The organism is Sorangium sp. So ce124, from assembly GCF_051525235.1.
Taxonomy (GTDB): domain Bacteria; phylum Myxococcota_A; class Polyangia; order Polyangiales; family Polyangiaceae; genus Sorangium; species Sorangium atrum.
Map to the genome: position 1 here is coordinate 278,366 of NZ_CP150312.1, position 19,538 is coordinate 297,903.

Here is a 19,538-nt window from a genome sequence, read left to right on the forward strand (position 1 = left end):
AGGCGGCGGAGGCCGATGGAGATTCGGTGGACGGCCCCGAAAGGGGTAAGGGGGACTAGCAGCTGGGCAGTCTGCCGCCGGCTGCCATCGCTCAGCTCAGGTCCGGGAGCACATCGGCGATCGATGCCGCGACGATGGCGCGTTCATGCCACCGTTCCAGGATCTCAGGATCCTTCTCGGCCAGGATGCGCCCACGCGCGGCGTCCGGCACGGCGATGCCGCGGACCCGGAGCGCGGTCAGCACGGCACGCGCCGCCTCCTCCGCGCGCCCCTGGGCGCGCCCCTCGTCACGACCTTCCTTCCGCTCCTCGGCGCGGAGCTTCTGCTCGTACTCCTTGAACCACGCCCGGATCTCTGCGCTCACATCGTCCTCCTCGTCGGTCGTCGGCTCCTGGATTCCGTGCCGGAAGTGTACCAGCAGCGGCGTGGCGACGCTCTTCTCCCAGGTATCGTCTGGCAGTGCCGCCAGATCCGTCAGCGCCTCGCGCAAGCGGCGGCCCGAGCCGAGCAGCCGCAGCAGCAGCGTCGTACGCGTCCGGGGCAGCTCCGCGAGCACCACCACGCGCATCACCAGGCCCGGTACGGCGTGGTAGACGCCGGCTTGCACCGGCTCGCACCGGTAGGCGTCGAGCACCGTCTCAGGACGCCCGGGGCCGATGACGACCAGCGCAGGGAAGGCGACCGCCGGCTGCGGTGGCGTGTCCGTGTCCTCGTCCGGCGCGACGGAGCGCGCTGCAGAGCGGGCGCGGCGCTCGAGCTCGTGGTGCCACGTGAGCTGCTTGCGCAGGCATTGCCGGACCTGACGAAGGCTCGGCGTGCCGTGGAACGGCTCGAACAGGCTCGGATCCGCCGAGAGCTCGCCGAGCAGGCCCATGGCGGCGCGCTCGGACGCCCGCGCGGGATCAGGCACGCTGTAGACATCGATCTTCTGTGTCGCCGCCAGCACCTCGACCTCGGTCTCGGCCGCCGAGACGAGGCTCAGTCCGTCCCGCAGCAAGCTCTTGGTGAACTGGTCGGAGCGGTTGTGCATTGGCGCGCGACTCTAATTCATCATCGCGGCATGTCCAGCTTTGTTCGGCGCGAAGGGGCGAATCGGAGGGCGACGATTTGCGCTGCGAAAGTAGAGCGGTGCACGTAATGCAGCAGGAGAGGACATGCGCTTACCGGCAAGGAGAGCCAGTCGTGTTCAAATCGTTGTAGGTTGCGTGGGACTTCCGCTCGGCTGGGCGGGATGAGCGCGACGCGCGGCTCAAGGCCTTCCAGGCCAGTACCTCACGCTCACGTGACAGTCGCCGACCTGCCAGCCCTTGGCGGCATCCCAGCGCAGGTTGAACACCTCCCCGCTGGCGTCGAACTCGTCATCGTATTCGCCCGCGTCGAGCTGCAGCAGCTCCGCATCCGGGCCTGCGCGGCGGAAGGCCACCACCTGGAGCCGCGCGCTGTCGCCGGGCGAGTAGCGGAGCGAGGCCTCCGAGAACGCCCCGAGCTCCGTCAATGGCACTCCCACCTTGGTGCAGCCTCTCTTCGTGAACGGCTGCAGCTCCCCTATCTCCGGAAAGCCAGCGACGCCGACGGATGGCTTAAGGAACCATCCGAGCGCAAAGGAGACGACGGCGACGCCGAGGACCAGGATGTAGCGCAGTCTTGCGGATTGGAAGGAGATATGCACGTCTTGTCCGGATCGGCTCAGGGCGCCTCGGCCAGTGGGATCCACCCCAGCATTGCCCCGGAACGAGGCTCGATGGGACGTCAGCGGCGGCGGGGAGTGAAACGGACGAACAGCCCTTCCGGCTTCATCGTGAACCCGAGGAGCTCCTTCACGGGCCGCGCCGGGTCGACCAGCGATACATCGAAGTCGCGCGCGACCATGGCGCCCACCATCGCGCTCTCGACCATCGAGAGCGCGCGCCCGGGGCAGACCCGCGGGCCGCTGCCGAAGGCGAGGGCGGCGCGCGGGTCGTGCTTGCCGGCGCCCGCTGGCCGCGGGGTCAGCCAACGCTCAGGGACGAACGATGCCGCGTCGTGGAAGTGCTCCTCCTTCAGGCCGATCTGCCGCGTCAGCAGGATCATCCGCGCTCCCGCCGCGAGCCTCAGCGGGCCGACCACCGTGTCCGCACAGGCCTCGATGAACAGGATCGGCGCGGCGGACTTCAGGCGCAGGGTCTCCTGCACGACCGCGCCGATCGTGCGCAGCCGCTGCGCGTGCTCCGGGCTCTCGGGCAGGTCCACGTCACCCAGCTCGGCGTCGACCTCGGCCCGCATCCGCGCCTGCACGTCGGGGCGCAGGGCCATGAAGTGGAGCATCCAGGCCATCGTGTCGGCCGTCGTGTCCTCGCCGGCGAGCAGCAGCGTGAGCACGTTGCCGAGTACCTCCTGCTCCGACAGCCGCGCCTTCGGGTCGTCGGCGTCGCGCGCGACGAGCAACGCCTCCAGCAGCGAGCGAGGCGCCGCGGCCCGCGCCGGATCCCTGTCGAGCTCCGCGCGCGCCGTCCGGAGGATGTCCAGCATCCGCGTGCGCACCTCCGAGAGCGCCTGATCGAGCGCCCGATCCGCGGGCAGCTTGACGTGCCGCCAGTACGGAAAAGGCGCGAAGATGCGGCGGTTGAGCGACGCGAAGACCGTCTCGAGCTGGTGCGACAGGGGGTCGGTGCCGCGCTCGATGAGGTTCATGTCGAGGCCGAACGCCACGGCGGTGGTGACATCCACCGTGTAACGGGCGAGGTCTCGCCGCGCGTCGACCGGCGCGCCCCGCGCGGCCGACGCGCGCCATCGTTCCCGGAGCCGGCGGGTGATCGTGGAGAGCGTGCCGTGGCTCTCGCGCAGCTGCCCGGGGGTGAACGCGCTCATCACGAGCCGCCGCTGCCGCGTCCACTGGTCGCCCTCGGCCGAGAAGACGCCGCCGAAGCCCATCTCGTCGATGAGCTCCTGCAGCGGGCTCCAGCGACGGAACTCCTTCGGCCGCTCGCGCAGGATGCGCTGGACGAGCTCGGCGCTGCCGACGACGACGACCGGCGTGCGGCCGAGCCGGAAGGTGTAGAGGTCACCGTACTTGCGGTTCCAGCCCTCGAGCGTGAGGTGGAACTGGGTCGGCCGGATCTCGAGAAGGTTGCCGAGGAGCGGCAGCCTCCGCGGTCCTGGCAGCGTCGATAGATCGATCACGCCCGCTGCGGGGGCGGCTTCTGCTCTGGCGGTCTCCATGGTCTCCTTTCGAGAGAGCGAAAGCGCCCAGCGCTGGCGCCGCCGCGGATCGGGGTACAACGTAGCTCGTCCTGGCGTGGGCGTGGGCGCTCGCCGCCGCGCCGCCTTCGTCACGCGCCGGCATCGCGAGCGCGGCGGCGAGGCGCCCCTGGGCGAGCCGGCGCGTGACGAAGGCGGCGCGGCGGCCGCCGATCGACCGGCGGGCGAGCTCCCCGACGGCCGCTGCCACGCCCGCGGTCATCCGCTATACTGGCCGTGTGATGCTGTGCGATGCCGCGGCCGGGCAGCCTCTCCGCCCGTTGCTGGACCGCCATGCCACGAGCCCGCCTGCCGCGAGCTCAACCGCGCTTACATCGACAGCACCGCAGAGCGCTTCGCCCTTGCCGGCCCGGGCGACGCCGGCGTCCTGAGACGCCGCCGGGCCGGCGGGTCTCCATGGGAGAGCGTGCGAGGGCCGCGACCGCGGCGCCATGCCCTCTCCGGAACGGAGCGAACGTCCGCGCCGTCCCTCCAGCGGTGATCGCTCCGACGAGATTCCCCCGCTCGCGCGCCATTCCAGGACTCCCCGCCACGCCCCGCGGCCGACTCGCGCGCTCGCGGAGCATGGCGCTGGCACTGCGCTTGTTATGCCCCCCGCGCGCCCGCGGGTCCGAGCGGCGCCGAACCGCGGGCGCCTCCGCAATCCGCCGCTCTAGACACCATTTCTGGACGGAAAGGTTGCAGTATGAAGAATGCCATCCCGATCGCGATCCTGTGCCTCGGCGGGCTCGGCTGCGCGGACGCACCTCCCGGGGGCGACGGCGAGCAGCCATTGCTCACGTCCCGACAGCGCATCATTGGAGGCGCTGTGGACACGACGCACGCCTATGTCGTGGGCGTGGGCAATCGGAACCGGGCGTACTGCAGCGGGACCGTGATCTCGCGGCGCACCGTGATCACGGCGGGACACTGCCACGGCGCGCTCACGCGCGTCTTCTTCGGCCCGACCCTCGGCCGGCGGTCGGAGAGCGCGCGGATCGAGGCGTCGAGGAGGCACCCCGCCTTCAATCCCGCAACCCTCGAGAACGACCTTACCCTCATCCAGCTGGAGAGCGACGCGCCCGTGCAGCCCGCGCCGCTCCTTCGCGAATCGATGGAAAATACCACCTGGTACGTCGGGCCGGACTACACCTTTGTCGGTTACGGTGTTTCCGACGGCGTCGCGGGGACGGGGTTCGGCATGCGCCGCGCCGTGACGTTCCCCATCCTGGCGGTCGGCCCGGCCCAGGTCGGCGGGACGCCGGGGACGATCGACGCGACTCAGTTCTATTACCAGGTTCCCGACATGAACACGTGCGCCGGCGACTCCGGAGGTCCGGCGTTCCTCGTGCGCGGGGGCGTCGAGCGCCACGCCGGCGTGACCTCGTTCGGCGACGACCCTTGCACGCTGGACGGGGTGCAGGCGCGCACCGATCTCGACCAGATAGTTCGCTTCATCCAGCCGACGATCGACGAGTTCGAAGCGGACAACCCGTGCCGCGCGGACGGCCTCTGCGAGCCGTCGTGTGATGTAGGCCCCGAGATCGTCGACCCCGATTGCGCCGACCTCCACTGCGGTGCAGATGGGGTGTGCGCCCTCGCCTGCGTGTCACCGCCCGACCCGGACTGCGCGCTCCGCGCCGGCGTGCAGGTGCGATGACGGGACAGGTGAATGCCAGCGGGCGCCGGCCGCGCGCCGCTCTGCGAGGCGGAGCTCAGGGCGTGTCGGCCGGATCCGCCGGGTCGCTGCCGGCGCTGCGCTCGTCGCCGTCGAGGAAGCCGTCCTCGTCCCGATCGACGCCGATGCGGTAGCCCGAGCCCGGCGGCGTACACGTGTAGGTCAGGGGTCGCCCCGTCGCGAGGGCGATCTGGCGGAGCACCGCGTCCGGGATCGGCGGCAGCGCCGTCCGGTCGGCGATGAACTGCCCTGCTCCGGTGTGAAGAAAGCCGATCTCCTGCGAGGTCAGGTGGCTCTTCGCCACGAGATCACACTCGCCGGCGTCCGCCCTGGCGATCAGGAGATCGATCCGCGGAGCGGCGGCGGCCTGGTTGCCGGGCGTGAGCGTGACCTGCTGACCGACGATCGGCGCGACGTTCGAGTCGAAGGCGAGCAGGAACGACTCGAGCTGTCGGCGGACCGCGTCGCCCGCCGGCGAGTCCGGCAGGCCGTTCGGGTTGTCAGGGAAGGTGCCGAACTGGTTGGTGAAGCCGGTGAACGGCGAGAAGCCCATTCCGCGGAAGAACCGGAACAGCGTGTCGAAGCTCCCGTCGTGCAGGAAGCCGAACCCCCGCACCTGGTCTCCCTTGGGGTCGTTGTCGCCGGGCAGGATGCCGAACAGCGGGGCGGCCATCCCGAACATCCCGACCTTCTGGTACATGTTGCGCAGGTGCGGCGTCTTGATGAGCTGCGGCTGGAAGTCGAACGTCATGTTGCCGTTCGTTCCAAAGAAGCCTGGCTTGTCGACGCCGGGATTGCCCTCCGGGTCGAGGACGTGACAGCCATTGCAGATGGCGGTGCCGTCCAGGTTGCTGCTCACGAAGGTGTCGCGCCCGGCCTGCTGATCCGGCGTGAGTGAGTTGTCGAGACGGCGGATCGGGTTGGGCGGATAGGTCACCTGCAGGATGAAGTCCGCGAACGCCTCCATGGAGGCGGCCGGGATCGGGCCGCTCCGGCCGAGGAGGTCGGTGAAGCCGGCCTGGAACTTCATGAACGCGGCGCGCTCGTCGAACGAGCCGCTGTCCGGCTGCGCGGTGGGCGCGTCGTTGCCGCCCGTGCGATCGCCGCGCCAGTGCATGGGGCCGTGGTTGGCCATGCCGCGCAGGCTCTGGGTCGTTGTCGGGCCCTTCATCGGGTGGAACTGCCGGGGCATCGGCTGCTGCGTGAAGAGGTTGAGCAGCGGTCCGACGAAGGGGCCCGGGTTGGTCGTGACCGGCTCGTCCGGATTGCCGAGATCCCACCCGAGGCTGTCGAAGTCGCCGAAGATATGGCAGCTCGCGCACGAGGAGTCGCCGTGCGCCGAGCTCGATCGCGCGTCGTAGAGGAAGCGCCGCCCGAGCGTGACGCTCGGCGGCTCGGGGCTGTACATCGCGACGTGCGCCGTCTCGGCCCGGGTCGCGGTGTCGACGATCGAGATGGAGTTGTCGAAGCGGGTCAGCACGAACAGCTGGCCTCGCGCCTCGTCGAGCGCGAGCCCCGACGGGCCGCCGCCGCTCACCTCGATGTGGTCGGCCGCGTCGGGCACGAACGTGTCGCCCTCGAGCGCGGCCGTGCCGAGCACGCCGACCTTGCTCGACCCGAGCGCGGCCACGTAGAGCGTCGCGCCGTCGCTCGTGACGGCCATGTCGACCGGCTGGGCCAGGCTCGCCTCGCTCTCGGCGTTCGGCGTCGGGGCGCAGCAGACCGAGTAGTCGATGTGCTTGTTGAGGTGCCGCGGCGCGACGCGCGGGGGGGCGTTGCCGGGGCGGAGCACGGTGATCCGGCTCTCGTGGAGGTGGCCCCGCAGGCTCTGCCCGGCGAAGGCGCCGGGGCCCTCGAACCGCTGCTCGTTCCGCGCGTCGGTGTTGGAGACGTAGACCTTCCCGTTCACCGGGTTGACGACCATGTTGAAGAGGATCGTCCCGACGCCGGCGAAATGGCCCGAGGGCCCGGCGATCGGCCTCGGGGGGTTCGCCATCGCGTTGATGGCGAACACGTCCTTGTCGGGCAGCGAGAGCCGCACCTTCTCGTCCCAGGTGCGGCCGAGCTCGTCGACCCAGTGCGCGCCGTCGAACTTCACGATGAGGCTGACCTCGGGCGCCGGGTCGCCGAAGGCGTTGGTCATCGGGCCCGGCGAGCCGCCGTTCGCCGCGCCGCCGTCGGGCACGAGCAGCTCGGTGACGACGGTGCTCCGGTTGCCCGAGTGGAAGCCGGCGGCGTAGACGCGCGCGCCGTCGGGCGTGGCGGCGAGGGCGCGCGGCGTGTCGGCGAAGAGGGTGAGGATCGCGAGCGGCTCGCCGCCGAGCGATGAGCCCAGGTGGTTCGCGTCGAACACCCAGACGTCGGCCCGGCCCACGCCCGGCGTGGTGAGCTGCGGATCGTTCGGGTTGTTCTGGCCGCGGTGCGCCGCCGTGATGAAGGCGCGGCGCCGCCCGGGGCCGGCAAACACGATGTCTCTCGGCTCATCGCCCACGAGCAGCGTGCGCTCGACGCGGCCGCCGTATCCGCCAGGGGACAGCTCGACGACGCTGACGCTGTCGGACAGGTGATTCACGACCCACACCTCGGTGTCGCTCCGCGCCGCCACGGCGACCGGATCCAGCCCGACCGGTATCGAGGTCCGGTGGACCAGCGCGCCGTGATGGACGCGGAAGACCTCGAGGCGGCCATCCGGCGTGTTGAGCGCGAAGAGCAGGTTTCCGCTGGGAGAGAGCGCGAGCGGGCGCACCTGCCCGCTCTCGAAGAGCGTATAAGACGACTCGGCCAGGGCGGGGGCGCTGGCCGCGAGGACAAGAGAGGACGTCGCGGCGGACAAAAGACCGCCAGCGACCCTTCGCAGGGCGAACGGTGACTTCATGGGACCTCCTCGAGAAAGCGACTTCGGCAGCGATCCGGGATCAGATGGTCATTGAACAACTAACACGGACACGCTCTTTGGGGATCCAGGAAAGAGTATTTATATTTCAATGTTGAAATGCGCGCGGCGCGCATCGTACACCGCCCCACGATCATGACCCTTTTCAGGGGTGCGGCGCGTCATGAGGCAAGTAGTGAATGGCGACGCGCGCATCTCACCGGCGCGCGCACCCGAGCGACGGGTGGTGAGCCCATGTGCGTCCCAGCGGTGCGTATCAGCGATGCTCCTGCGATCGGGGGAGTTCGGTCGGGACGCAAGTTGGCTCTTCCGGGATGCGAGGAGCACCGGACAGGGCGTCTGGTGAAATGAGACAGAAACCTCGCGACAACAGGCCCAGTCGGCTCACGGCCGGCGACGCGCGCGCGGGTTCGGCAGGAGCGGGGCGCCCGCCTGTGCGGCGCTACGGCGCTGCCGGTCCCCACAGCCCGGGCACGCGCGTCCCGCAGGATGGGCACGCGCCGCCGGAGAGGAGGACCTCCTGCGTCTCGTAGTTGAACCGCCGCACGACGACCTCGTGGCAGGCGGGGCAGCGTGTATGCGAGAGCTCACGGACGCGGTCGGCCACGTTGCTGACGTAAACGTACTTCATCCCCCGCGCATAGGCGACGCCCGCCACGTCCACGAGGAACGCCGGGTCGGTCGTCATGCGATCGCGCATCTTGTAACGCGGATAGAAGGCGTTGAGGTGCCAGGGGATGTCGGGGTCGACGCCGGCGATCTCGGCGCCGAGGACGCGGAGTCCGGCCGCCTTGTCGTTGAAGCCGGGGACGACGAGCGTCACGACCTCGACCCAGTAGCCGAGGCGCCGGGCCTCGCCGATCGCCGCGAGCACCGGCTCGACGCGGCCGCCGAGCGTCCGGTATTGATCCGCGCTCCACCCCTTCAGGTCGACGCGGAACACGTCGGCGACCGGGCGCATGTACGCGAGCGCCTCGGGCGTCGTGTTGCCATCCGAGATGAGCGCCGTGACGAGCCCCCGCCGCTGCGCCTCGGCGAAGACGGCGCGCGCCCACTCGGCGGTGATCATCGGCTCGTTGTAGGCGCTCGCGAGGACCCCGCAGCCCGCCGCGACGGCCACCTCGACGAGATCCGCAGCGCTGATGTCGATTGGCTCGCCGTCGCCCTCCGGCTCGCGGAGGGCCTGGGAGACCTTCCAGTTCTGGCAATAAGGACAGCGCAGGTCGCACCCGAACATCCCGAAGGTGAGGGACCTCGCGCCGGGGCGCACATGGAAGATCGTGTTCGTCTCGACCGAACGCACGTAATGGCGCGCGACGTAGCCGAAAGGGACGCGCAGCTCGCCGTCCTTTTCGAAGCGGATCCCGCACGCGCCCGCGCGCCCCGGCGCGAGGACGCAGCGGTGCGCGCACGCGGTGCACCGGAGATACCCCTCCTCGGGACCGGGCTCGTAGAGCGCGCCGGGCACGGTGCGGCGGGCGAGCTTCGCCGTGAGGGGCTCGCCCGTGGCGCCGCCCTCGCCAGGCCCGGCCGCGGCGCGCTCGCACGCGGGCTCGTTCGCGGCGCCGCGCACGAGGTCCTCCACGCGGACGTGCGGGCGGGCGTCCGGATCGCGCGCGTCGAGCGGAGCGTCGATCGCGGCTTTCGGGGCGCTGCGTCCGTTCGTCTCCATGGGAGATCCGGCATCGCTAGCATCGCAGCCGCGAAAAACAAGGGCCTTGTGGTGCGGTGGCGTGGCGATGCAGCGGCGCTGCGGCGGGCAGCGAGGTGGCCCGGCGCGGGAGCGCTCTTGTCAGGCCGGCAGCGCGCCGGCGCCCTGCGCGAGCCGATCGAGCTCGTCCTGATCGAGCTCGCGCTCGCCGGCGAACGCGATCCCCACGACGGCGCGCACGCTCGCCGAGGCGTCGCGCACGGGCAGCGCCACCGCCGCCTGCGCCGCGACCGCCCTGGCCCCGGGCCGCACGTCGCCGGACGTGTCCGTCTGCAGGTTGCACGTCTGCACGGGCTGGTCGCGCTCCCAGGCGAGCCCGGCCATCCCCTTGCCCCGCGGGACGCGGCGCGTGATCTCCTGCACCTTCTCGGGGATGTTCACGGCGGCGGCCAGCGCGAGCGCATCGCCCTCGACGAGGTGCACCGTGCCAGCGATACCCCCGTTGTCGGCGACGAAGCTCCGAAGCCACGGCTCCAACGACTCTCGGCGCGCATGCATGCCCGCACCTTCGACCGTCGCGTGGCCTGCGTCAACCCGGGGGCGCTCAGGCCTCGTCCTTCACCCGCTTGGGCCAGCGCACGACGAAGGTGGCTCCTGCGCCGGGACGCGACGAGACGGACACGCTCCCTCCGCGGCTCTGCACGATCTTCTTCACGACGGAGAGCCCTATCCCGGTGCCTTCCACCTTGTCGCGCGACTCGAGCGTATGAAAGAGATCCCAGATGCGCTCGTGGTACTCGGGCGCGATGCCGGGCCCGTTGTCGCTCACGGCGAACTCGAGGTAAGCGCCGGTGTCCTCACACGTCACCTCGACGCGCGCGTCGCTGCGGCGCGCGTGCTTCAGGGCGTTGCTGATGAGGTTCTGGAACACCTGCTGCATCGGGACGCGCTCCGCGGCGATCGTCGGCATCCCGGGCGCGATGTCGACCCGGGCGCCCTGGGGCGGCGAGAGCAGCTCGACGACCTCCGCGAGCAGATGGCCGGTGTCGACGTCGACCACGTTGCCGCGCAGGCGCCCTGCCCGCGAGTAATGGAGGATCCCGTCGATGAGCGCCTCGAGGCGGCGCACGCGCCCGCGCAGGAGGTGGATGTGCTCCTGCGTCTCGCCGTCCAGCTTCCCCGCCAGCGACTCCTCGATCCACTCGGACAGGTTCGCGATCCCCCGGAGGGGCGCCTTGAGGTCGTGCGAGGCGACGTAGGCGAACTGGTCGAGCTCCTGGTTCGTCTTCGCGAGCGCGGCGATGAGCTCCTCTCGGTGCTGGCTCAGCTGCTCGATCCGGCGCCGCGCGAGCACCTGATCGGTGATCTCGAAGGCGACCACCATGACGCCCGTGACGGCGCCGGAGGGGTCGCGGATGGGCTGAGCGACGTAGTTGAAGACAGCCTCGCTCACCGCGCCGCCGCGCCGGACGGGGATGGTCAGCTCGGCCATGCGCTGCGGCTGGCCGGCCGTGAGCGCGCGGTCCAGCATGGCGATCGCCTCGTGCTCGCCGAGCTCCGGGAACACCTCGCGCACGCTCTTCCCGACGAGGTCCTGCCGGCCGACCATCTCGCAGTACGGCGGGTTCGCGACCTCGTAGCGGTGCTCGGGGCCGGCGAACACCGCGATGGGGACCGGCGCCTGCATGAAGAGGTCGTACAGCCGCTCGCGCTCGCGCTCGGCCGCTGTCCGCAGGCGGGCGAGCTGGAGGTGCGTGGCGACGCGAGCGACGAGCTCGCGCGCGGAGAACGGCTTGGGGAGGTAGTCGTCCGCGCCCGCCTCGAGCCCCTCGACGCGCGACTCCTCCCCGGCGCGCGCGGAGAGCATGACGACCGGGACACCCCTCGTGCGCTCGTCGTCGCGCAGCGCGCGGAGCAGGCCGAAGCCGTCGAGGTTCGGCATCATGACGTCGGTGAGCACGAGATCCGGCGGGTCGCGGCGAGCCGACGCGAGCGCCTCGGCGCCATCGGCGACGGCCTCGACCGTCCAGCGCTCGCGCAGCACGCGCGCGACGTACTCGCGCATATCGGCGTTGTCGTCCGCAAGGAGGACGCGCGCCGCCGGGCCGACCGCGAGCGCGGCGTCGTCGGACGACGTCCGCGCCGCCGGGGCGAGGCGCTCGACGCCGTGATTGCGCTCTGCGCCGTGGGGCGAGCCGCCCTCCGCGCCGGGAGGCGAGCCGCCCTCCGCGCCGGGCAGCCAGCGGAGCGCCTCCTGCACATAAGGCGCTGCGCCCGTGGTCGTCGACGGCAGCGTCCGCGCGGCGTTCACGCGGTCCTTCGGCAGGTGCGCGGTCCCGCGGGGCAGGGAGACCGTGAACGACGTCCCCACGGCGACCTCGCTCGTGACGTGGATGGCCCCGCCGTGGAGGCGGACGAGGTCGTGGACGAGCGCGAGCCCGATCCCGGACCCCTCGTGGGTGCGGGAGCGCGCGCCCTGGACGCGATGGAACCGCTTGAACAGGTGCGAGAGCTCCCGATCCGGGATGCCCGTCCCGGTGTCCCGCACGGTGAGCTCGACGCGTTCGCCGTGCGCGCGGAGCGAGATCGAGACCGTCCCTTCGAACGTGAACTTGAGCGCGTTCGAGAGGAGATTGAGCACGATCTTCTCCCACATGTCGTGATCGACATAGACGGGCTCGGGCATCGGCGGGCAGTCCACCTCGAACGCGAGCCCCGCGCGCTCCATCGCCGAGCGGAAGGCGCTCGCGAGGTCCGCGGTCAGCGCGGAGAGATCGGTCGGCGCGTAGGACGCCTGGATCCGGCCCGCCTCGATGCGCGAGAAGTCGAGCAGCGCGTTGACCAGCTTGAGGAGCCGGCCCGCGTTGCGGTGCGCGGTCTCGAGATCCGCGCCCGACAGGCTCCGCTCCGCCGACGCGAGGGCGTCCTCGAGCGGCCCGAGCATCAGGGTGAGGGGCGTGCGGAACTCGTGGCTCACGTTGCTGAAAAACGTGGTCTTCGCGCGATCGAGCTCGGCGAGGGCCTCCGCTCGCCGCTTCGCCTCCTCGTACGCCTGCGCGTTCGCGATGCTGGCCGAGATCTGGCCGGCGACGAGGTGGAGGAAGCCTCGGTAATCGTCGTCGAAGAGGCGGAATGGATTCAGCCCGACGATCAGGACCCCGGCGCGGCCCGTCTCCCCCGAAGGGGAGATCGAGAGCACGGCCGCCCGCGTCGGCGGCTTTTTCCACGCGCCGGTCGGGAGATCCCGGAGGTGTGGCGGCAACTCGACGACGCGGCAGGCCTCGTGCTCCCGCAGCGCCGTGGCGAGCGGCCACGGCGACTCGTCCGTGAGGGCGAGCGACTCCGGGGCCGCGGCGTGCCCCTGCTCGAACCCCGTGCTGCCCGCGAGCTGCACGCGCCGCCGGTCCGGGTCGACGACGTAGAGTAGCGCGAACGGGAGATCCTTCGCGTTGGTCGCGAGCGAGCTCGCGCTGCGCGCGCACACTTCTTCCCACGAGCGCCCGTGCGCGGTCCGCGCCGCGAGGTCGCGGAGGAGGGAGAGCTGCCGCTCTCCGATGATTCGCCGCGTGTCGTCGGTATTGGCGCAGAGGATCCCGCCCGTGCCGCCCTGATCGTTCGGCACAGGGCTGTAGGAGAACGTGTAATACGTCTCCTCCTGGTAGCCGTTCCGCTCCATGATGAGGAGGAGCGCCTCGTCGTAGGTGCCCTCGTCGCGGCGCATCGCGGACGCGGCGCGCGGCCCGACCTGGCCCCAGATCTCGCGCCACACGACGGACGCGGGCTGCCCGAGCGCCTCGGGGTGCTTGCCGCCGACGATCGACTTGTAGGCGTCGTTGTAGAGGTTGATGAGCGAGTCGCCCCACCAGACGAACATCGGCTGGCGCGACGTCAGGACGATGCGCACGCACGTCTTGAGGCTCTGGGGCCACGATGAGACCGGGCCGAGCGGCGTCTTCGACCAGTCGATCGCGCGCATGCGCGCGCCCATCTCTCCTCCCCCGGCCAGGACCGCGCCAGCGTCCGCGCGATCCGGCGGCGAGCCATCCAGCTCGTGCGACATAAGGCTCCTTGTAGCGTGCGGTGGGTGGCGGGAGAAGGGCAGAAAAACGATGGGTTTTGGTCGCCCGGGTGATCCACCGCACGCGGAGGGGCCGGCGCGGAGGGGCCGGCGCGGCGGCGCCGTTCACGGCGGCGCGTCGAGCACCGCGCGCAGCGCCCGGCGCGCCACGTCGGGCGAATAGCCCTGGCGCGCGAGGAAAGCGTAGAGCTTCTGCCGCTGCTCCGCCGGAGCGAGCCCCGAGAGCGAGCGGAGCTTCTTGCGCGCCGCCCGCTCGGCCACGGCGGACTCGTCCGTTCCTTCGTCGGCCATCACCTGCCGTATGGCCGCGTCCGCCACGTCGCGCGAGACGCCTTTGCGGGCGAGGTCCTGCTCGATCCTGCGGCGCGAACGGGGCTTGCCCACGATGCCGGAGCGCGCCTTGGCCTCCGCGAAGCGCGCGTCGTCGAGCAGCCCGCTCGCGGTGAGGCGCTCGATGGCGGTCGTCACGTGCTCCCTGGGCTCGCCCTTCTCGATCAGGCGCTTCTCCAGCTCCTTGGCCGATCGCGCACGGAACGACAGGAGCCGCAGCGCCCTCTCGTAGGTCTTCTGCTCGCCCGCGGCGGTCTTCCGGGGCGGCTCCGCCGCGGCCCCGGGGCTGCTCTGGCCGGGGGCCAGGCCGGCGGCGGCCTGCTCGGGCACCGTGGCGAAGGGGACCCCATCCACCAGGATGACGACGTGGCCGGGCTTGTCAGGCGAGGGGGCGATTCCCGTGATGATCGGCATGCTCGAGGGACGATGGCGCACCCCGCGCGGGCCGCAAGCCCCTGTTCACCCCGCCTGCTCCCGGCCGCGGCAGGGCGCCTGCTGGCTCGCCTCACCTGAACGATCGCGTCTGCCTGGTGGAGCCGTCGACACGGAATTTGACACGCCGGGGCGCGCTGGCGTCTCCTGCTCGCGAGGAGACAGGACGCCATGCCCGGGCAACGGCTCGTCTATAAGCTGCTGAACGACACCATCGATGTCAGGGTCGTGGTGGGCTACATGCCGACGACGAGGGCGCTGGCAGTGGACCAGACCGAGCCCGAGAAGCTCGACCAGTGGTGGTGGGACGCGGCGGGCAGGCGGCCTGTCGGGGTCGACAAGCCGACCATGTCGATCGAGTACATCGCCTCCTATCCCCAGAAGCTCGGATACCTGATGATGATCCAGGTCCTGTGGGTGCCCGGCACCGATCGTGCGGTCCTGGAGAAGAACTCTTTCGACGTAAAGCGCCTCACCACCTTCGGGGATGGGCTGGCCACGATCGACGGCGGCAAGGTGGGGGCCCCCGCGCGCCTGCGCACCGGGCGGGAAGCGCCGCACAGCACGTATCCTTTCTTCGCCTACAACGCGGCGTACTACAAGCCGCTGAAGGGCCAGCAGGCCACGAGGACGTTCCGGCACAAGGACTACGCGAGCGCGGCGGGCAGCCACTCCGCGCTCATCTTCGACTGCGTCCTGGTCGCCAAGCTGAAGACCGAGGTCGCCCCGCTGAGCAGCTTCGCTCTGAAGCTCGCTCCCTCGAAGCCGAAGGCACAGCCCAACTTCGGCGTGCTCGACTCGTTCATCTGGGGAATGGACAACTACAAAGAGGCGGTCTTGAAGAGGCGGGCGGACATCTCTCCGCTGATGACACAGGTCCTCGCCAACGAGTACCCGAACACGAAGCTCGAATGGCTGACGGACCCCAGCAAGATTGACACGCTTTACGAGCCCTTCGCAACGGGGTCGACGAAGACGGGCTCCACGTCGACGGGCGGCAGCAAGACGTACGATTGAGGGCCACGGCGCCCGCTCGCCGTTCACGAGCCCGCTCTCCGCTGGCCTCCGCCCCGGGATCACCTCTTCTCGACGCGCAGCCGACTCCCCTCCAGCACGACGTCGTACGTCGCCTCGGAGGAGGGGAAGATCGCCTTCCAGTCGCCCGTCGGGTGGTAGAAGAAGACATAGAGCGCCACCATCCCCTTCGCGGGCGGCGACACCGAGATCTCCTTCTTCGTGCCGGGGAACACCACGGCTGTCTCCAGCACCGAGTCGTCCGGCGCCGTCACCTGGAGAGAGGCCGCCTGGTACGTCTCTTCGAGGTACGTCTTCGAGTCGACGTTGCGGACCACGAGGTAGCAGGGCCGGTTCTCGTTCAGCGCGTCGTCCGGGCGCACGTGGAACTGCACCTGCGACTTGCACCCGAGCACCGCCGGCGCCGCGAGGGCGGCCGCGAGCAAGGGGAGGGGCAGGCAGGGCAGTCGCACGCGGCGATTATCCCGTGACCGCGCGAAGGAATCCACTTTGCCGGCGAGCGCCCGCGACGCCCTGCCCCTCCTCGCCGTCCTCCGCGGTTCCCCGGCGATCCGCGCTCAATCGAGGGACGGCGCCCGGAGCAGCCCCGCGGGATTGGGCTCGAACAGGAACGCAGCGTACCTCCGCGGGTCCCCGGGGGACTCGGGCGAGGCCTTCCAGGTGACCTTCGAGCCCGTGACCTCGGCGCGCTGGATCAGGTGGAAGAAGGAGAAGTCCGAGGCCGCGACGTCGATGGTCTGGATCCGGGGCTCGCCGCCGCCCGTCGGCGTGGTCTGGATCCCCACGCTCGATGTGTTGGCCTGGCCGCCTGCGGGCGACCACGCGACCGGGAAAGGCTGCCACGAAGGGGCCTGATTGAACGCATAGAAGGTGGCTGTCCCCGACTGCAGGAGAGCCAGGGTGATCGTGCGCTCGGGCTCGACCGGCGAGAGGGGAGGGGCCTTGACGCGGAACGCGATGGGCTGCGGCTTGCCGTCGGGCCCGAAGAGCATCTTCTGGAGGCCCTGCGCCCACGACGCGAGCCGGAGCGCCCCCGCCGGGACCTCGACCGCGCCGGCCGAGGGGACCTCCAGGGGCGTGTAGCTGCCCGCCGGGCCCTCGCGGCACACCGGACCGATCAGCGACGCGAACGATGCGAAGAAGGTGCCCTTGGGCCCGAACGTCGCCTCCACGTCGGCCGCCTGCGCGTCCACCGTCGAGCGCGTGTCGAACGGGAAGCGCCCAAGGATCGGGGTCACGGACGGGCGGAGCTCCGCCGTGTACGCGTCGGCCGTCGCGCGGTCGAGATCGGCCTTCCCGAGCGCGAGCGCCCGCTGCACCGCGAGGCGAAACGGCCGGCGGAGCGACTCGGTCATGGACGCGTCGTTCAGCCACGCCTCGACCTCGGCGTCGGGGGATTTCGCCGGGGTGCGCAGGGCCGAGAGCGCGAGCGCGCCGATGGGGGCCAGGCGATCGTCGAGCGGCGCGTCCCTCTTCGGCGCCGGAGGGGCCCTGTCCGAGAGCGAGGGGACGAGCGTGATGAGGAGCTTGTAATAGGGCTCCAGCGCGGGATACTTGCCGTTCTCTCCCGTCAGGAGCCGCGCGATCGGGCCGAAGTCCGCGACCGGGTCCCCCACGAGCCGGAGCAGCGTCCCAGGCGATCCCGGGACGCTCGCCTGATCTGCCACGCGCTTCTGGAAGGTGGTGAAGAACGAGGACGGAGATACCATGTCGGCCACGTCCGCCGCGAGCGCGGAGGCGCCGCCTCGCGAGAGCTGGAAGCTCTTGTAATACGCGTCCGTCGCGTCGCGCAGCCCCGCGCCGTAGCTCGACGCCGCCGAGCGCGTGGGCCGCAGGTAGATCTCGCGCTCCGAGACGTCGAGGCCCGTGCTCGCGAGCGCGGCCTCGAAGCCCGCGAGGCCGGGCTCGACCTCCGCCGTGAACGCCTCGTGCGAGACCAGGCCATCGATGTACGTGGACGCGCCGCGCCCGGGCTGCGGGAGCACGGGGGGATACGCCGCGTCCTTGGGGAACAGCACCGATCGCCTGGACGAGTCCGCGAACAGGGCGTCGAGGTAGACGAGCGCGCGGCCGGCGACGATGGCCTGGGCCCACTGGCCCATGTCGAAGCTCCACGACTGGGCGTCGAGGACCACGGTGTAGACAGGCGGCTTCTTCGCCTCCGGCTCGGCGCTGGCCGCCGCGGTCGAGGACGCGCTCGCCGAGGCCGAAGCGGGCGCGGCGGGGGCCGCCGGCGCGGCGCTCGACCTGGGGGCGGCGGAGCCGACCCCGGCCGCCGAAGCGGCGGCGGAGCCGACGCCGGCCGCCGGAGGGGCGGCCCTCCCGACGAGCTGCTTCAATCGATCGAGCAGATTGTCAGCCTGCGTCTCGGCCGTTGCCTCGCTCGCTTTCGGCTCCACGATCTCGGGCGGCACGGCGATCACCTGGAGGTCCAGGACGGCCTGCCGCAGGCCTTTGCCGGCGCCCGACGGCCCGTCGAGCGAGGCTCCCCGGACGGCCGCGAGCAGGTGCTGGAGCGTGCCCGCGTTCTCCTGCATCCACGGGCCCGCGTCGCTCGTGGTGCCCTTTCCGAACAGGTTCTTCTGGTGCGGATGACGCGCCTGGAGGATCCGCGCCGCCTCGTCGAGCTCCGTCTGCTCCGCGGCGTCGCGGACCGCCTGATCGAGATCCCCCGCGCTGTCCTGGAGCTCCTTCAAGGGCTCGGTCCGCAGGCGCTGTCCGTGCAGCACGTCCGACAGGCGGCGGAAGAAAGAGGCCCAGTCCGCGCGCGAAGAGCCCTGCGGCAACGCGGTGATCTCGGGCAGATTCGAGAGCTCCCTCTCGGTCGGACCCGCGCCGTCGCTCACGGTCAGATAGCTCTTCAGGGTCCGGGGCGACATGCCGAGCGCGGCGGCCCACGCGGCCTCGTCTTTCTGGATGATCGCGCGCAGCGGGTCGCCCTCCTTGCCCGCGTCGAGCACGGAGAGCGCGCGGATCCGCGAGGCGCGGTCGGTGCTCTGGAGCTTGGGATTCAGCATGCCCGCCTCGACGGCGGTCCGATACTGCTCCTCGATCTCGGCGCGCCGCGACTCGAACAGCCAGGCCGAGCGGTCCATCCGGAGCACCTCGGCCGCGGCCCTCTCCTCGACGGTCCTCGACACCCTGTCACCGTGGCTCACCGCGTCCGCCATGATCGTGACGGCGCTCGCGGTGCGCTCGACCGAGCCGCGCTGCGCCGTGAACACGATCGCCCCGAGCGCAAGCGCTGCGGCCAGCGCGAGCCCCACGCGCGTGATGAAGCGGCGCTCCCGGGCTCGACGGTCGCTGCTCGCGAGCTCGGGATCCTCGGCCAGCGCGTCGCCGGTGGATCGGAAGGGCTCCAGCTCGGTCGCGGCCGAGAGGAACACGCCGTTGACGATCGGCGCGTCCTTCGTCGAGGCGAGGAGCGACTCGAAGAACGGCGCGAGGGCCCGCACCGTCTCCGGGCCCTCCGACGAGACGAAGCCCACGAGCTCGGGGAACCTCGTGGTCCGGGCGCCGAGCGGCGTCACGCGGCGCCACTCGGGGGGGAGCTCGTCGGACTCCCTCGGCGCGATCGGGCCGCGGGCGTTGGTCTCCTCGAGGATGTCGCAGAGCGGTGAGAACCCGGCGGAGCGAGCGTCGCAGTGCGTGACCGCGACGCGCACGTTCACCGGCGAGCCGCGCAGATCGGTGAGGATATCGAGCTTGCGCCGCGCCACGCGGCCGAGATCGCGCAGCCCGGCCTCGTTCCACGAGAGCGAGCTCGCGTTGACCACCACGATCACGCGGAGCGCATCGAGCGCCACGCCCTTCCAGAGCTTGCGGAGCGCGTCCTCGGCCTCGGGCCGCGGGTCGAACAGGAGGTCCGAGGCGATCTCCTGGACGCGCTGTCCATTGCCTGAATACACGTCCAGATCGCGGCCGTCCGGCGTGTACCGATCGCCCTGCTTCAGGGCTCCGCGGATGAGGGTCGTCTTCCCCGACAGCCGCTCTCCGAGCACGACGAGCACGGGGCCGTCGCGCTCGCGCTGGGGCATCGCGGCGACGGCCTTGCGCCACGCGCCCGCGAGGTCCAGGTCCTCCGCCTTCTTTCCCTGGGCGGCGCGGCGCTTCCGGACCCATCCCACGGCGAGCAGGACGAAGCAGAGGATGCCGACGACGAGCGCGAGGATCCCAAGGATGAACCACCCGTCCACGCCGGAGCCGCCCGCGACATCCATCCCAG

Annotated in this window: 12 protein-coding genes; 2 read left to right on the top strand and 10 right to left on the bottom strand. The window is 71.2% G+C overall.

Annotated elements, in window-relative coordinates; all coding sequences use genetic code 11:
- Window positions 1-91: 91 nt before the first annotated feature.
- The 3 genes from WMF19_RS01090 to WMF19_RS01100 form a co-directional block, all read right to left on the bottom strand.
- The gene (locus WMF19_RS01090) at window positions 92-1,030 is read right to left on the bottom strand and encodes a hypothetical protein (RefSeq protein WP_437897365.1); all 939 of its coding nucleotides are present in this window, start codon (window positions 1,028-1,030) and stop codon (window positions 92-94) included.
- A gap of 219 nt (window positions 1,031-1,249) precedes the next feature.
- Window positions 1,250-1,495, bottom strand: coding sequence for a hypothetical protein (locus WMF19_RS01095; protein ID WP_437897366.1), 246 nt, complete (start codon window positions 1,493-1,495; stop codon window positions 1,250-1,252).
- A 254-nt stretch (window positions 1,496-1,749) separates the two neighbouring features.
- Window positions 1,750-3,198 (bottom strand): cytochrome P450, encoded by a 1,449-nt coding sequence (locus WMF19_RS01100; RefSeq protein WP_437897367.1) that lies wholly within the window; start codon window positions 3,196-3,198, stop codon window positions 1,750-1,752.
- Between the two features lie 724 nt (window positions 3,199-3,922).
- Here WMF19_RS01100 and WMF19_RS01105 point away from each other — a divergent pair.
- Window positions 3,923-4,876, top strand: coding sequence for a S1 family peptidase (locus WMF19_RS01105; RefSeq protein ID WP_437897368.1), 954 nt, complete (start codon window positions 3,923-3,925; stop codon window positions 4,874-4,876).
- A gap of 55 nt (window positions 4,877-4,931) precedes the next feature.
- Here the strand turns inward: WMF19_RS01105 and WMF19_RS01110 are convergent, their stop codons facing one another.
- The 5 genes from WMF19_RS01110 to WMF19_RS01130 form a co-directional block, all read right to left on the bottom strand.
- Window positions 4,932-7,769 (bottom strand): hypothetical protein, encoded by a 2,838-nt coding sequence (locus WMF19_RS01110; protein WP_437897369.1) that lies wholly within the window; start codon window positions 7,767-7,769, stop codon window positions 4,932-4,934.
- Between the two features lie 460 nt (window positions 7,770-8,229).
- Window positions 8,230-9,459 carry a radical SAM protein gene (locus WMF19_RS01115; RefSeq protein ID WP_437897371.1) on the bottom strand — a complete coding sequence of 410 codons (1,230 nt, stop codon included), beginning with the start codon at window positions 9,457-9,459 and terminating at the stop codon, window positions 8,230-8,232.
- Window positions 9,460-9,579: 120 nt separating this feature from the next.
- Entirely contained in the window at window positions 9,580-9,996 is a 417-nt protein-coding gene (locus tag WMF19_RS01120; protein ID WP_437897372.1) for a GAF domain-containing protein, read from the bottom strand.
- A 46-nt stretch (window positions 9,997-10,042) separates the two neighbouring features.
- Window positions 10,043-13,498, bottom strand: coding sequence for an ATP-binding protein (locus WMF19_RS01125; protein ID WP_437897373.1), 3,456 nt, complete (start codon window positions 13,496-13,498; stop codon window positions 10,043-10,045).
- Window positions 13,499-13,621: 123 nt separating this feature from the next.
- On the bottom strand, window positions 13,622-14,260 hold the full coding sequence (locus tag WMF19_RS01130) for a regulatory protein RecX (protein WP_437798355.1): 639 nt from the start codon (window positions 14,258-14,260) through the stop codon (window positions 13,622-13,624).
- A gap of 189 nt (window positions 14,261-14,449) precedes the next feature.
- Between WMF19_RS01130 and WMF19_RS01135 the strand changes: the two genes are divergently transcribed.
- Complete coding sequence (locus WMF19_RS01135) at window positions 14,450-15,295, top strand: hypothetical protein (protein ID WP_437897374.1); 846 nt, start codon at window positions 14,450-14,452, stop codon at window positions 15,293-15,295.
- Window positions 15,296-15,354: 59 nt separating this feature from the next.
- On the opposite strand, the gene WMF19_RS01140 is transcribed toward WMF19_RS01135, so the two are convergent.
- Window positions 15,355-15,765, bottom strand: coding sequence for a hypothetical protein (locus WMF19_RS01140; RefSeq protein ID WP_437762123.1), 411 nt, complete (start codon window positions 15,763-15,765; stop codon window positions 15,355-15,357).
- Window positions 15,766-15,870: 105 nt separating this feature from the next.
- Window positions 15,871-19,533, bottom strand: a complete 3,663-nt coding sequence (locus WMF19_RS01145; RefSeq protein WP_437897375.1) for a hypothetical protein — start codon at window positions 19,531-19,533, stop codon at window positions 15,871-15,873.
- Window positions 19,534-19,538 lie beyond the last annotated feature (5 nt).